Raw genomic sequence first — 14,967 nt, forward strand, 5'->3', positions numbered from 1 at the left:
ATATGATCTCTTCACCGCATAGCATGCAATCGTATGCCAAACAGTATACCATAACGATCTGCCCGATCTGTATGATATTGAACATTACATAGTCTATCCATTACGTTACACAAATTGCGATGGCGCTACGCCATAATACTGCTTGAACGCTTTGGAAAAGGCAAATGCATCGCAATAACCGAGCAATCCGGCAATCTGCTGCACATTGTAATGACGAGTGTACAAATACTCGCGCGCTCGATTCATTTTGATCTGGAATATATACTGCCCCGGCGTAATCCCTAACGTTTTTTTGAAGACCGCGATAAAATACTTTTCCGATAGCCCGGTTTGTTGTGCCAGTTCACGAATTTTGAGCGGGCGATGCAGATGTTCCTGAATATAACGTAGCACTGGCTCCAGTGCTGTCCATTGCCGTTTCACCAATGCACCATTCATAAAAGGAGTAACATGTTGTTCATACTCCGCCGTACCATACAACTCGATAATCCGTGCAATCAACGCTGTCAGGCAAGCTTTCAAGTACAACCGACTTCCCGCTGCACCACTCTCCCGCTGATCGAATCCATCGCAAAATAGCTCCCATTCCCGTTTCAGCAAAGGTTGTGGAATGATACCCGATAGCGGTAGATCATCCAGAATACGCTGCTGCTCCCCCATCCCAAAGTCAAAATGAATAAAAATAAACTGACAATCCTCATCCTGCGCGCTCGCCATATAAGGCAGATCTGGATAGAAAAAGAGTACATCACCTGCGGATACTGCATACTGCTGATCACCAATCTGTAATTGTAGACTCCCTTTGCGAATCATCCATAGATCATAATCATGATGCGTTTTATGCTCAAACCACGGTGCAGGATGCACCATTTCCCGACATGACTTCATATGAACTGCCACAAATTCGGATAATTCCTCAAAGATGGCGGTAGGCGATACAGATGGTTGCATATGCTTGCCTCCTGACTATTGAACATGCTGCTTACAACTGTATTATGGAAAAGGGTTCTCATTTCCTGCTTGATCGTACGATTTGACATGCTTTCCTGACTGTGACACATTCTCGCCGCGCAATCGGTTTGCCATAATGAGCATATCAACTTCAGGGAGGTTCATTGGCAATGACATATAACGATACGCAGCACGATATTCAGCGGCCCAAAGTCGTAGTAATCGGAGCAGGCAGTCTCTTTTTCGGACGACAGGCAATCTGGCAAATGACCCATTCAGAGATTCTGAATCAAGGTACACTTTCCTTTGTCGATGTAGATGCTGATCGTTTGGAGAAAATGGTTACACTCGGCAAGATGGTAGCAGCTCATCGCGGTGTTTCGCTAACAGTGGAAGGCTCTACCGATCGCCGGGATGTACTCAAGGATGCTGATTTTGTCGTATTAAGCTTTGCGATGGATTCTGTCAAATATCGGGGCATCGACTGTGAAGTATCACTGAAATACGGGATTCGTATGTGCTCTGGCGATACGATTGGTCCGGGTGGGATTTTTCGGGCGATGCGAGAATTGCCAGTCATTATGGATTGTGTGAAGGATATCCGTGAACTCTGTCCGAATGCGTGGGTCATCAACTATATCAATCCATCCACCGTGCATGGTATAGCGCTGCATCGATATGCGCCGGATCTGAAATCGTTTGCCTTATGCGACAGTCATCATATGCCATACAAGAAGATTCATTATGCGATCCGCGCAGGCATTATCAACCATGCAGAACAGTTCACGCCGGATGTGGATCAGCGATTTGATTTTCGGGTGGCAGGAGTGAACCATTTTACATGGTTGTTGCGTGCGGAATATGACGGCAAGGATATGATGCCGCATATTGCGGAATCGCTGCGACGAAGTGCAGGTACAGAGAATGACGGCGGTGATACGGGAGCCAAGGCACTGCATAACGATACAATCACATATGAGCTGTATCAAGCATTTGGAGTGATTCCAACCTGTACCTCACATACAAAAGAATATGTGCGCTACTGGCAAGGGCATGGACAAGCAGAGGAATCCATTCCACCGTTATCGATCTGGGAAACGGAAGATCGGTACAAGCGTCATGAGGAGATGTGGCAGCAGGTGGACGATTGTATTACTGGACGACTTCCGATCCAGCAATTTATAGATATGCTCGGTCCCGATCATGCGACTGATATTATTGAGAATATGGTGGGCAATCTAGGCAAACGCTTCTTCATAAATACGTTGAATAACGGTGCAGTGACAAATATGAATGAGGATGCGTTTTTGGAGTTGTTATGTGAGGTCGGTCCAAACGGCGTTACACCGCTGCATGTGGGAGAGATGCCAAGAGGAATCCGAGGAATGCAGGAGATCGTGCTGGATACACATGAACTGACAGCTCAGGCAGTCATTGAACAGGATATCAACATCTTGCGACAGGCAATGCTGACCGATCCGCTTGTGCAATCGATAGGGGATGCTGACGGTATCATTGCCGAATTGCTAGAACGGGAACAGGAGATGATTCCAGCGCAATGGTATCCAAGGCAATATGTACAGCAGTAGGATCGTGTGATACACGTTGTATAGACGATAATCTGTTTTTCCATCGAGATCATGTTGCTTTTCCAGTTGATTGATCGGACGTAATTAACAATAGATTCATTTCAGAGACAGGGAGCTGCCAGCCCTGTCTTTTTTCGTGAGATATCGGTTTTGATGGGAATGAACACAAATAGGACAAACCTTCTATAAAATTTGTAGTTGTGAAACATTTCAGGTTGCTCCTTTTTTGCGTTGAAAAGACAAGTGGTTTATCATGTTTATGTTAGCTTTTTTCTGAATAATGTGGGTTTGAAGACAGGAACCAACATGAAGCGTAAAAGGTCTATAAAATACTGGAAAATGCAGTTGTGGCGCGCTGTGATTGATCGCACTGCCACGTTGTGAGGGTGCAAAATATGATGTATGATAATGAGGATAGGTTCAACAGACAACCACGTGGAGGCAGCCCATTGAATGATATGATGCAAAGTCGTTACCCGTTTCCCCGCAATGCCATCTCGTTAATGAAGCGAGTGTACAAATATGGATTGCCGGAGGTACGCCGGGAGTTGGATGAGTGGCGCAGACGAGCGGAACAGATGCCGGATGACGAGCTCAGGAAACAGGCGCTTGCAAGTATCGCCACCAAGCAGTTTCATTGTGAGGGGGGCGCCATCTATGCGGTGGCTAACCTTTCGCAGCGCCATATTTTGCTGCCGCTCATCGTCGCTCTTCAGACGATCAGCGATTATCTTGATAATCTGTGCGACCGCAGCACCTCGATGGATGCAGCGGATTTTCGTCTGCTGCACCAATCAATGCTGGATGCTATAACACCGGATGCACAGCCGGTCAATTATTATGCGTTACGTGCGGAGCAGGAAGATGGCGGTTATCTGGAAGCGCTTGTGAAAACTTGTCAGCACAATGTACGGCAACTGCCCGATTATGATGCCGTTTTTCCGTATGTACGTGATCTGGTGTCACTATATTGTGACCTTCAGGTTCACAAACATATTGCGCCGGAATTGCGAGAACGTGCGCTTCTGAATTGGTGGGAAGAGAATAAGTATCGTACGCCACATTTGCAGTGGAATGAATTTGCTGCGGCAACAGGCTCGACACTTGGCATGTTTATGTTATTTCTGGCTGCGAGCGGATTCCAAATGGATGATGCAGGTGCCAAAAAGGTATATGATGCGTATTTCCCTCATGTAGGCTGTCTGCACATTATGCTGGATTATGTGATTGATCAGGAGGAAGACCGTCGCGGCGGTGATCTGAACTTCTGCAATTACTATGATTCGCCGGAAACGATGTATAAGCGGATTGAGCATATTGTAGACTGGGCGCGCAGGGATGTGGAGCATATCGGCGGCACTTCCTTTCATCGCATGATTATTGAAGGGCTGGTTGCCCTATATTTATCCGATCCCAAAGTAAGTGAGCAGCAGGAAGTACGAACCGTCTCCAGACGGCTGATGCGCAAAGGACCGTTAACGAGAGTCTTTTTCATGGTCAACAGCCGCTGGATTCGCAAGTATATGTATTGAATATAAACAAGGGGGACATCACAATGTCAGCAACAGAATCAGCAGTTAAGAAAATTGCCGTTTTGACCAGTGGAGGCGACTCTCAGGGCATGAACGCAGCGGTACGTTCCGTTGTGCGTAGCGGTCTGTATTACGGTCTGGAAGTGTGCGGAATTCAGCGCGGTTACCAGGGTCTACTTAATGAGGATATTTTCCCGATGGATCTTCGCAGCGTCGGCGATATTATTCAGCGCGGAGGAACCGTATTGCAGTCGGCACGATGTAAAGAGTTCATGACACTGGAAGGTCAGCAAAAAGGTGCAGATATCCTGCGTAAGCATGGAATTGACGGTCTAGTCGTTATTGGCGGTGACGGTTCGTACCAAGGTGCCAACAAGCTGAGTAAGCTCGGCATTAACACGATGGGTCTGCCGGGCACGATCGATAACGACATTTCCTATACTGATTATACGATCGGATTCGATACCTCTGTAGGTGTTGTTGTGGATGCGATCAACAAATTGCGTGACACGATGTCTTCCCATGAACGCGTATCCATCGTTGAAGTTATGGGTCGTCATTGCGGTGATATTGCCCTGCATGCGGGTCTAGCATCTGGTGCAGAGTCGATTCTCGTTCCAGAAGTTCCTTTTGATCTGAAGGAAATCGCTGATCGTATGCATAATAACTTCGCTTGCGGTAAACGTCACAGTATCATTATCGTAGCCGAAGGTGCAGGACGCGGTGAAGATGTAGCCGAGCAGCTGCATCTGCAATATCCTAGTCTGGAGCCACGCGTAACCGTACTCGGTCACATTCAGCGCGGTGGTACACCAACTCCGCGTGATCGCAACCTGGCAAGCCGTCTGGGTGACTTTGCCGTTCGGATGCTCATTCAAGGCGAATCCGACAAAGCCTGCGGTCTGATCAAAGGTGAATTGACACTGACAGATATCGATAAAGTTGTAAATACGAAAAAAGACTTTGACCATGCTACGTATGAACTGGCATTGCGTCTGTCACAATAATGTTAGTATTCAAATGTTGTTTTTCCTGACAGATTAGCGCATTTGAAAAGGTGCAAATACCCAAAAAGCACGTGCATACCGGAGAACAGTAAACCGGTAGTACGTGCTTTTCATTTCAATTGACCATGATTTTTATTACATAAAACAACGTTTTAAGTATCGTTTTTATAGGAAGTTGGAATAAATCGGTAATTTTTTTGGTCAAAAGTTAGAACATAACTGCAAAGTATTGTACTATAGTGTAGAAGGGTGCAATACAATTAATTCAATTACCTAGGGTGATGAGAAACCGTAAAGGGGGCTACCACACATTGGCGAGAGAAAAAGGTGCAAAAGGAAAGGAGAGCCGATTACGTTTATTACATGCTGCTGCTAAGCAATTTGCAGTCCATGGCTTTCACGCAACTAAAGTCAGTTCAATCGTATCGGAGGCCAAACTATCACAACCGGCATTTTATTTGTATTTCGAAAGTAAAGATGCCGTCTTTGAAGAATTGGTGGAGATGTTCCGTTCCAATCTTCAGGAAGTGATCAACAACAGCCAATTGCCGGAGCAACCTTCGGCACGGCATAGCGCACTGGATCAGCTTTGTCATACGATTCAGTCGATGTTTGAATATTTCTACAGTCATCCCGATTTGACCCGGATCGGATTTTACCTGTCACCGGATGCTGATGACATCAAGATGGAATTGGTGCAGGGCATTGAGAAGATGCTGCGCGCGGAGCAGCGGAATGCTAACTTTGCGAGCGAGATTCCGATGAGTCTAGTCGCGGAATGTCTAGTAGGTACAATTGAGCGAATCGTATTTACACAGCTATTGCCAGGTACGATCAGCGCAGAACAGCTGGCGATTAACATTGTGCAGTTGTATGTCTCCGGTCTGGCACGCAAGCAGAGCAAAGTATAACAACCGGGAGGAACTGCAACAATGATTAGCGTCGGTTTGACGGGATGGGGGGATCATGATTCCCTTTATCTCACCAAAGAGGCAGTGAAACATAAACTGCCTGTATACAGCAGTCTGTTTCCTGTAGTGGAAGTGGACAGTTCCTTTTATGCGATTCAATCCAAACATAATATGGAGAAATGGACGCAGGAAACGCCGGATTCTTTTCGCTTTCTGGTCAAAGCGTATCAGGGGATGACCGGACATACACGCGGCAAGATTCCGTATGATTCCGAAGAGGAGATGTATCGTGCCTTTCGGCTATCCATTAGCACGATGGAGGAAGCAGGTAAGCTGCTGGCGGCGCTGTTCCAATTTCCGCCCTGGTTTGATTGTACTCGCGAAAATGTGAATGCTTTGCGCAACGTTCGTCGCTGGATGGGGGATGTGCCGTGTGCACTGGAATTCCGCCATCAGAGCTGGTTTACGCCGCAGATGCGGGAGAAAACCTTGCATTTTATGAAGGAAGCAAACTGGATTCACAGCGTATGTGACGAGCCGCAGGCAGGCATCGGTTCCGTGCCGATTGTCGAGCAAGCGACGCATTCGGATTTGACGGTTGTGCGTATGCACGGTCGTAACGAATCCGGTTGGAACGCTTCTGGTCAACCGAATTGGCGCGAAATCCGTTACTTGTATCGTTACAATGAGCAGGAACTGATGGAGTGGGCAGAACGGTTGAAGAGACTGGAACAGCAGTCTGGTGAAGTGTGTGTCATCTTCAACAACAATTCCGCCGGTGATGCCGCAGACAATGCGCGTCAACTGATGGAGCTGCTGGGACAGACGGTACCTGAGATTCCAAAGGAACAAGAACCTGAAGTGCAGCAGGTCGATCTGTTCGATCTGTAGAACTTTTTAGAAAGTCAGGTTTGATACTCTGCACAATGTTGGGCGCTCCAGCATACACTGTAAGGAAGCGAACCAAGTGTAACAAGCAACCGTACAATGCAACAAGTAACAAAAAGTCAGCCCCGTTTTGTAAAAGGGCTGACTTTTTGTTTGATGATGAAACGGAAATCGTACACATAGAACGTACATATACATCACATTTCTGCATCTTACTTTGAATTATTTTAAAACATCGATACTGTTGTACTGTTACTTAACTCGCTGTGAATGTAATGCATAGAAAAAATAGATTCATTCCACTGCATTCCCATTCTCGGCAATATGCATAAGCTTGAATTTTCGTTGCACCCACAGCAATCGCCATAACAGCGTAACCGCACCGCATGCCAGCCCTGTACTTAACCCCACCCAGTACCCGTAAGCACCAAGCGAAGTATACGACGCTAACACATAACCAACCGGCAACCCAATGACCCAGTACGACAGAAACGTCAGGAAAAAGGCAGGATTCACATCCTTGTATCCACGCAGCGATCCTTGTACCGGCGCAGCAATGGCATCCGATAACTGATAAAAGCTCGCATAGATCATAAAATGCGCAATCAATTCAATCAATACTGGGTCAGACGAATACAGCGCCGATACATCATAGCGGAATAATAACAGAATGATCGCCGTACATACCGACAGCCCAATCGCTGTACCAATCCCAAGCATACTGTATTGCCGCGCATCCTTTTGCCGCCCCGCACCAACCTCATAACCTACAACAATCGTCAGCGCTGTGCAGATGCTGAGTGGAATCATATACAGTGTAGACGCAAAGTTCTGTGCCGCCTGATGCGCCGCAATCGTCATCGTATCATATCGACTCATCAATAGCGTCACCCCAGCGAAGATCGCCGTTTCAAAAAAGATTGCAAAGCCCATCGGTACGCCCAGCTTCAGTAGCTCCGCCCATTTGGCAGCGGAAGGAGCATACCAGCGACTGAATATACGAGCCTCGCGAAAAGGTTCTGCTGTTCGCACGACAATGATCGCAATGATCAGGATACACCAGTACGTAATTGCCGAAGCGACACCTGCCCCCACACCACCCAACCGTGGAAAGCCCCAGTTACCAAAGATCAGCAAATAATTCAATCCTACATTGATAGGTAAGGAGCATAGCGTGATCATCATCGAAAAGCGTGTCTGTCCCAGCGCATCGATATATCCACGTAGCACCGTATAAGCGAACAATGGCACAATACCGACTGACAGAGCCGCCAGAAAATGCAGCGCCACTTCATGCACTTTGGCTTCCAAATTCATCGCCTGCAATATATCGGGAACAAGCAGAACACCGGCTCCCAATATTAGCAGTGCAAGCACCAGCGATAGCAATAGAGCTTGCATCACATTGTAATTAACCTGCCGCCGTTCACCGCCGCCAATCAGATGCGAGATCGTCGGCGTAATCGCTACGAGAATGCCGCTCAATCCCGCTTGCAGCGGAATCCATAGACTGGAGCCAATCGCTACGCCAGCAAGATCCTCTGCACTGGCATGACCAGACATATTGGTATCAAAAAAGCTGATCATCGACAATGCGATTTGCGTAATCAATACGGGGAATAGAATTTTTAGAAATTGTATGTATTTTTGCGAGAGTGTAGATGTTGGAATCATATGGAATCAGCCCTTATCTATGTACAGAATATGCGTATAAGCTTACATTTTATGCAAGATTGTGCATTAAGAATATATTGTACAGGATGATGCATGTATTGAATAGTCATATTGGTGCTGAGCATAACAATAACCCCCGGATCAAATAACGTCCGGGGGCAAAAAGTTATCAAAGTAGTTTCAATGCTCACTCACAAACCACGTTGCTACGAGCAGTCGAGCAGTCGAGCAGTCGAGCAGTCGAGCAGTCGAGCAGTCGAGCAGTCGAGCAGTCGAGCAGTCGAGCAGTCGCTTAGAAGCTGGCGTTCTCGGTATAGCGGTTGGTCGCATTCCAGAGCAGATACTCATCTACGCCTTCATCCTTCATGGCACGAATCTGATCATCGACCTGCTTTTTACCGTACTGTACATAGTGACCGCTACCTAACCAGCTAGCGGTAAAATCTTGAATCCACGGACGGATGATTGGCTTTTCTTCACCCAGCGGATCAAGCTTCTTGTGTGTATCGACGAGTGAACCTTTGATCGTCGCATATGGATTCGTATCCGGGTTCGTTACACCGAACCAGCCAGTCGTATAGTGACTTGGATAGATCATAGGACTGATTACATCGACATTTTCAGAGATTTTGGCAAAGTCCTGTCCAATTCCTTCAGCAGCCGGTACAGAAGCAGCATATCCAAAAATATCTACTGATACACGAACGCCGAGTGGAGCCAGTTCTTTACGAGCATATTGAACGAATTCAGCGATCACATCGACACGGGATTCTTCCTTGTCTTTCGTGAACTTCAGTTCTTTCTCGTGGTTTTCAAAGCCTTCCGGGAAACGCACATAGTCAAATTGGATTTCCTTAAATCCTTTTGCTGCGGCTTCTTTAGCAAGTGCAATATTGTAATCCCATACTTCTTTTTTGTACGGGTTCACAAAGCTGTCGCCTTTGCCGTTTGTCCACACCTGACCATTGCTTTTCACAAATGACAGTTCTGGATGCTTTTTGGCGAGTACGGTATCCTTAAACACAACGATCCGGGCAATTGGATACACATCATGCTTTTTCAGACGAGTCATCAGCTTATCGATATCGCCGATGAAGTTCTGTGGGCTGCCGAGCTTTTGCAGCTCTTTGTTTTCAGTTTTGTACGTTATGTACCCGGCATCATCTTTCAGGTCAATAACCATCGAGTTCAGCTCAGTTTTATCCAGCAGGCTGAGCAGCTTCTCCATGCGGGAGCCACCAGCACTGTAGGCGGTAACATAAATACCCTTAACTACAGGCGCGTCCGGTTGTGGATCGATTTTGGCTGGCGGATTGTCAGCATCCACCTCCGTTTGATCCATCTGACTTTGAATCGCTACCCGGTTCAGCATTGATTGGAGCGATGCGGTTTGTGTGTTCTGTGCCTGAGCCTGCTGATCACCGCCAAGAGCGGTGGACGCCAGCAGCATAAGCGTCCACAAAATATCCATGTCATTAACCCTCATCTCTTATGTATGATTTTTACAAAAGTGGCATTTGCCCTGATTATAACCCAACGTTCATGCAGCAGAGGATACAGTATTGTTACCTGCTATCGCTTTATACACATCCGCACTGGAAAAGTTGCGGATTTTGCAGCAACAAGTATTTACAGCCTATATCCAAGCAGTGAGAGGGCAATACAATAAACCCAGTCCAGTCAGACAGGGGGAGTATATCCGCGCCTTACTTATATGAAGCTGCAATAAGCGGAAGAGAGATAATGAGCATGCCCATCCTATGTATTTAAACTGTCTCATAATCCGCTAAACATGGCAAATACAGGTTTATGAAAATAGAGCAAAATGCAAAATGCCACTTCTGTATTCCTCTACAAAGAGAAGAACAGAAGCGGCATTTTGGATTGCACTATTTTCATGAAGCTTAACATGCAGAAGCAGAATAGCCGTGTGCATTATTGCAGTAACTGATGATCTTGATTTTCGCAGATACTGTACTGAATAATTTCCAGTGCATCATTTGGTTCCAAAATACGCAACCCGTCACGCAGTACAATAAGTGAATTGAGTTCCTGCTGCTTTAGGGAAGGCATCATATCCGGGAAACATTTCAAGACAATTTGTGACAATTTAACCTTTTCCATTTCCACAATAATCATCCTTTCCTATCCTGGAATCATTTCGCTTAACAGAAGAAATCATTCTTACGGGAGCTTAGGAAAAGCATGTTGTGCTTCAGGGACTGGAGAACGTGCACAAACTTCAATTATTACGTGATGCGGCGGCGTGTAATAATTTTACTATATATAACGACAAAATGCGACTTTCAGTGAATAGCTGCACAGCAAACGCTGTAAATCTTTTTTCGAAAGATTAGCTTTTGCGGAATGAGCCCATAATACCGATCGTTTCCACCATATTGACGAAGGCGTTGGGATCGGTTTCCTTAATGATCCGGCGCAGCTCGGTCAATTCGTAGCGAGTCGTTACGGTCATCAGCATATCTTTGGATTCATTGGAAAAGGCACCTTCCGCCTTGATCAACGTGACCCCGCGCTGTAGCGGCATCAGATGTTCCAGCAATTCGTCTGTACGATTAGAGACGATAAACAAGGTGACTTTGACATGATTGACGTGAATTAGATCGACTACCTTACCACCGATATAAATACAAACCATCGAGGAAAGAGCGATATTCCAGTCATTGGACAGATAGCCCATTGCCAGAATAACGAGACCGTTCAAACCGACAATAACATTGCCGACCGGAAAGTCGCGATACCGGGTAATGATAGAACCGAGAATATCGAAGCCGCCAGTGGAACCGCCTGCGCGAAACGAAATACCGACGCCGATACCGATCAGCACGCCGCCAAATACGGAGGAGATGAAGAGGTCTTTTGCAATGATGGTTGTCGGTATAACAGTCATTAACCATGTTGTAGCTGCAACAGACACGATACTGAGTAAAATATATCGTTTGCCGAGCATGAACCAGCCGGCAATCAGCAGCGGAATATTATAAACAAAGTACAGCATACTGATGTTAAGGGGAGTAAAATAGCCCGTTAACATAGCAAGTCCCGATACGCCTCCACTCAGTAGCTGATGGGGAATCAGGAACAGATTGAACGCAGCTGCCGTAAAAATGGAGCCAATCAGCACTCCAAGCAGCGGCATTAATTTTTTTAACATGTGGTCACCTCAAGTGTAGTTAGTAAGTTATAGAAAGTATATGAAACCCATAATGGAAAGTTTCTTTCGCAATCGTAATTATATTATGTTTCAGCTAGTCATGCCTGTGTATTTTGTGATATAATGATTTAGATATTCTTGAGTAGGGATGTTTTGCTGAATAACATTCAGATTTTTATAAATGCAAGACGGGTTTATTTCATCATAGAGAGTATTGAATAACCCTTTTTATTCAACTTTAGTCGTACCAGGCATTGAAGCAGATGCTCTAAAAGTGATCGGACTTATTCAATAATCAACACCAGCTAACGGATATGGTGGTCTGTGAGACCTCCTGATATGCAGCTATATGCTACTCAATTGCTACTTAAGAATACAAACAAGTTAGTGGATTGTCCACCATCATAGAAGGAGTTTGAATATTTTGACAAAATTTGTAGACTTTGGTTTAGATGAAAAAGTACTGAAAGCGATTATGGAACTGGGGTTTGAGGAAGCAACTCCAATTCAATCCCAATCCATTCCAGTCGCAATGGGCGGAAGTGACCTCATCGGGCAGGCACAAACAGGTACGGGTAAAACAGCAGCATTCAGTATCCCTATTATTAACAAGGTAGAACGTTCGGACGAAAAAATCAGAGCACTGGTTATGGCTCCTACTCGCGAGCTGGCCATTCAGGTTGCTGAGGAAATCGAAAAACTGGCACGTTTCAAAGGCATTCGCTCGTTGCCAATCTACGGTGGTCAAGAGATCGGTCGTCAGATTCGTGCACTGAAAAAGAAACCACAGATCATTATCGGTACACCAGGTCGTTTGCTTGACCATATCAACCGTAAAACGATCAAACTGGAAGATGTACAATACGTTGTACTGGACGAAGCGGACGAAATGCTGGACATGGGTTTCATGGAGGATATTCAATCCATCCTGAAACAAGTGCCGGATGAGCGTCAAACGATGCTGTTCTCCGCAACAATGCCGCCAAACATTCAACGTCTGGCGAACCAGTTCCTCAAAGAACCTCAACACGTATCGGTTATTCCAAAACAAATCAGCGCTCCGCTGATCGATCAATCTTATATCGAAGTGAACGAGCGTCAGAAGTTTGATGCATTGTCCCGTTTGATCGATATGGAATCGCCAGAACTGGCTATCGTATTCGGTCGTACTAAACGTCGTGTTGATGAGCTGGCAGAAGCATTGCAAAAACGTGGCTATTCCGCTGACGGACTGCACGGTGACCTGTCTCAGAACCAACGTGATAACGTTATGCGTAAATTCCGTGACGGTAGCATCGATGTACTCGTTGCAACAGACGTAGCAGCTCGTGGTTTGGACGTTTCCGGCGTAACTCACGTTGTAAACTTTGACCTTCCACAAGATCCTGAGAGCTATGTTCACCGTATCGGTCGTACCGGTCGTGCGGGTAAAGAAGGCGCAGCGTACTCGTTCGTGACTCCGCGTGAGATCGATCACCTGCACTTCATCGAGCGTGTAACACGCCACAAAATCACTCGTAAGCCTCTGCCATCCCTGGCTGAAGCGATCGAAGGTAAACAACGTATCACAGCTGAGCGCCTGCTGGAACTCGTTCAAGACGATACATCTCCACTGAACGAATACAAAGGGATTGCAATCCAATTGCTGGAAAGCTATGATTCCGTAAACCTGCTGGCAGCTGCGATCAAATTGCTGACAGGCGAGAAGAAGGATGCTCAGATCGATCTGACTCCAGAAGAGCCGATCCGTGCAAAACGTCGCAGACCAGACGTTCGTTCCGGTGGACGCAAACCATCTGGCAACTACAACCGTAGTGGCAATGGCAGCGGTGGCGGCGGATACCGTGGTAACCGCGATAACAACCGTGGTGGTTACAGCAGTGGTGGTAATGGCGGCGGTGGATACCGTGGCAACCGCGATGGTAATCGTGAAGGCGGACGTAGCGGCGAGTACTCCCGTGACCGTAGACCACGCAGCAACAATGGTGGCGGCGAAAACCGTCGTCCATCGAGCAGCAACCGTTCCGATTCTCCAGAGTAATAAATACGAACAAGATCATGAATGAATGATCGTGATCTTCAATAAAATAGCATGATGGCAGGACAACAGAGGCTACCGGATTTCCGGTAGCCTTTTTTTGTCTATTTTGCGTAAGATATTGATGTGATGTGATGTGATGTGATGTGATGTGATGTGATGTGATGTGATGTGATTGCAGCGAATCTCATATTAGTATACATCCAGATTGAGACATAAACTGCATACTTGTTATCGATTCCTTGATAGTATGGATATCTGCTAAGTAGGACGTGTATTGAGGATTTGTTTAAACCTGCGAATGAACAAGTCGGATGAACGGGAGATCGGATAATCAGCGGAGCGCACCGACCAGAGATACGATTCGCCGCGATTAGGCAATTGCAGCGGAATCGAGACCATCTCTTTCCTAAAGGAAGTACCGTATGCTTGCAGAGAGTGAAGCGTGCCGATCGTCACTGCCAGATTGGCACGAACAGCACGCAGCAGCGCATCGACATTGTTGCTTTTGAATAAAATATCACTCGCTGGTGCCAGCTCACTGACAAGATTGAGAATATTGGGATCGTTGTACAGTACGAGTGGAGTATCGACCAATTCGCTCAGAATGACCATCGACTGATCTGCAAGCGCCGAATCCTGATGACAGACTAGAATGAGCCGATCTTGCGCTAGCGGTTCAAAGCGCAAATGATCATACTGCGGCACCGTTTGTTCAGGCAGCAGCACCAGACCAATATCGCTTGCTCCATGATGTACACTTTCTAGTACAGCCTGTGTATTATTCTCAGTAATTTCAAAACGGCTACCCGGAAATTCACGCTTCATATCCGACATACTCTCAATTAATAGCGAGATCGGACCGGGAATCGAAGCAATCCGCAATCGCGAATTATTTAACTCCTGATAACTGCTCGCTTCACGCTTTAACTCTTCGATTTGGTTCAGAATTGTTGTGATTTTGGCGATGATTTTCTCGCCTTCTGGTGTAGTCGTTGTACCTGCACGCGAACGGATGAATAGACGTGTACCTAGTTCTTTTTCAAATAGAGTAATTGCTCGGCTAACTCCGGTCACTGTAATATGACAGTTCTCAGCAGCACGAGTCAGTGATCCCGTTCTGGCAACTTCGGCAATATACTGCATTTGCTCAATGTTCATACGGTTTACAGCTCCTTTACATATTCGTATCCACAAATTTG

Annotated in this window: 12 protein-coding genes; 6 read left to right on the top strand and 6 right to left on the bottom strand. The window is 46.3% G+C overall.

Going from position 1 to position 14,967, the window contains the following annotated elements; all coding sequences use genetic code 11:
• Positions 1 to 105: 105 nt before the first annotated feature.
• Complete coding sequence (locus tag ACE3MZ_RS08050) at positions 106 to 951, bottom strand: AraC family transcriptional regulator (RefSeq protein ID WP_411345929.1); 846 nt, start codon at positions 949 to 951, stop codon at positions 106 to 108.
• 170 nt (positions 952 to 1,121) lie between these two features.
• Between ACE3MZ_RS08050 and ACE3MZ_RS08055 the strand changes: the two genes are divergently transcribed.
• The 5 genes from ACE3MZ_RS08055 to ACE3MZ_RS08075 all read left to right on the top strand — a co-directional run bounded on the left by ACE3MZ_RS08055 (position 1,122) and on the right by ACE3MZ_RS08075 (position 6,881).
• Positions 1,122 to 2,540, top strand: a complete 1,419-nt coding sequence (locus ACE3MZ_RS08055) for a glycoside hydrolase family 4 (protein ID WP_411345930.1) — start codon at positions 1,122 to 1,124, stop codon at positions 2,538 to 2,540.
• 449 nt (positions 2,541 to 2,989) lie between these two features.
• Positions 2,990 to 4,072 (top strand): tetraprenyl-beta-curcumene synthase family protein, encoded by a 1,083-nt coding sequence (locus ACE3MZ_RS08060; protein ID WP_411345931.1) that lies wholly within the window; start codon positions 2,990 to 2,992, stop codon positions 4,070 to 4,072.
• A 23-nt stretch (positions 4,073 to 4,095) separates the two neighbouring features.
• Positions 4,096 to 5,079 (top strand): 6-phosphofructokinase, encoded by a 984-nt coding sequence (gene pfkA / locus ACE3MZ_RS08065; RefSeq protein ID WP_411345932.1) that lies wholly within the window; start codon positions 4,096 to 4,098, stop codon positions 5,077 to 5,079.
• Between the two features lie 311 nt (positions 5,080 to 5,390).
• A complete protein-coding gene (locus tag ACE3MZ_RS08070; protein ID WP_411345933.1) occupies positions 5,391 to 5,990 on the top strand; it encodes a TetR/AcrR family transcriptional regulator in 600 nt (199 codons plus the stop codon).
• Positions 5,991 to 6,011: 21 nt separating this feature from the next.
• The gene (locus ACE3MZ_RS08075) at positions 6,012 to 6,881 is read left to right on the top strand and encodes a DUF72 domain-containing protein (protein ID WP_411345934.1); all 870 of its coding nucleotides are present in this window, start codon (positions 6,012 to 6,014) and stop codon (positions 6,879 to 6,881) included.
• 291 nt (positions 6,882 to 7,172) lie between these two features.
• On the opposite strand, the gene ACE3MZ_RS08080 is transcribed toward ACE3MZ_RS08075, so the two are convergent.
• The 4 genes from ACE3MZ_RS08080 to ACE3MZ_RS08095 all read right to left on the bottom strand — a co-directional run bounded on the left by ACE3MZ_RS08080 (position 7,173) and on the right by ACE3MZ_RS08095 (position 11,727).
• Entirely contained in the window at positions 7,173 to 8,552 is a 1,380-nt protein-coding gene (locus ACE3MZ_RS08080; protein ID WP_411345935.1) for an MATE family efflux transporter, read from the bottom strand.
• Positions 8,553 to 8,844: 292 nt separating this feature from the next.
• On the bottom strand, positions 8,845 to 10,023 hold the full coding sequence (locus ACE3MZ_RS08085; protein WP_411345936.1) for a putative glycoside hydrolase: 1,179 nt from the start codon (positions 10,021 to 10,023) through the stop codon (positions 8,845 to 8,847).
• Between the two features lie 464 nt (positions 10,024 to 10,487).
• A complete protein-coding gene (locus tag ACE3MZ_RS08090) occupies positions 10,488 to 10,691 on the bottom strand; it encodes a hypothetical protein (protein ID WP_411345937.1) in 204 nt (67 codons plus the stop codon).
• A 214-nt stretch (positions 10,692 to 10,905) separates the two neighbouring features.
• Positions 10,906 to 11,727, bottom strand: coding sequence for a YitT family protein (locus tag ACE3MZ_RS08095; RefSeq protein ID WP_411345938.1), 822 nt, complete (start codon positions 11,725 to 11,727; stop codon positions 10,906 to 10,908).
• A gap of 424 nt (positions 11,728 to 12,151) precedes the next feature.
• Between ACE3MZ_RS08095 and ACE3MZ_RS08100 the strand changes: the two genes are divergently transcribed.
• Positions 12,152 to 13,768, top strand: a complete 1,617-nt coding sequence (locus ACE3MZ_RS08100) for a DEAD/DEAH box helicase (RefSeq protein ID WP_411345939.1) — start codon at positions 12,152 to 12,154, stop codon at positions 13,766 to 13,768.
• 258 nt (positions 13,769 to 14,026) lie between these two features.
• Here the strand turns inward: ACE3MZ_RS08100 and ACE3MZ_RS08105 are convergent, their stop codons facing one another.
• On the bottom strand, positions 14,027 to 14,926 hold the full coding sequence (locus ACE3MZ_RS08105; RefSeq protein ID WP_411345940.1) for a LysR family transcriptional regulator: 900 nt from the start codon (positions 14,924 to 14,926) through the stop codon (positions 14,027 to 14,029).
• Between the last annotated feature and the right edge of the window lie 41 nt (positions 14,927 to 14,967).

The sequence above is a fragment of the Paenibacillus sp. WLX1005 genome (assembly GCF_046603685.1).
Classification (GTDB): domain Bacteria; phylum Bacillota; class Bacilli; order Paenibacillales; family Paenibacillaceae; genus Saccharibacillus.

Coding starts and splice junctions, on each gene's coding strand:
- ACE3MZ_RS08050 (WP_411345929.1), bottom strand. CDS start 951: ATGCAACCATCTGTATCGCCTACCGCCATCTTTGAGGAATTATCCGAA.
- ACE3MZ_RS08055 (WP_411345930.1), top strand. CDS start 1,122: ATGACATATAACGATACGCAGCACGATATTCAGCGGCCCAAAGTCGTA.
- pfkA (WP_411345932.1), top strand. CDS start 4,096: ATGTCAGCAACAGAATCAGCAGTTAAGAAAATTGCCGTTTTGACCAGT.
- ACE3MZ_RS08075 (WP_411345934.1), top strand. CDS start 6,012: ATGATTAGCGTCGGTTTGACGGGATGGGGGGATCATGATTCCCTTTAT.
- ACE3MZ_RS08080 (WP_411345935.1), bottom strand. CDS start 8,552: ATGATTCCAACATCTACACTCTCGCAAAAATACATACAATTTCTAAAA.
- ACE3MZ_RS08085 (WP_411345936.1), bottom strand. CDS start 10,023: ATGGATATTTTGTGGACGCTTATGCTGCTGGCGTCCACCGCTCTTGGC.
- ACE3MZ_RS08090 (WP_411345937.1), bottom strand. CDS start 10,691: ATGATTATTGTGGAAATGGAAAAGGTTAAATTGTCACAAATTGTCTTG.
- ACE3MZ_RS08095 (WP_411345938.1), bottom strand. CDS start 11,727: ATGTTAAAAAAATTAATGCCGCTGCTTGGAGTGCTGATTGGCTCCATT.
- ACE3MZ_RS08105 (WP_411345940.1), bottom strand. CDS start 14,926: ATGAACATTGAGCAAATGCAGTATATTGCCGAAGTTGCCAGAACGGGA.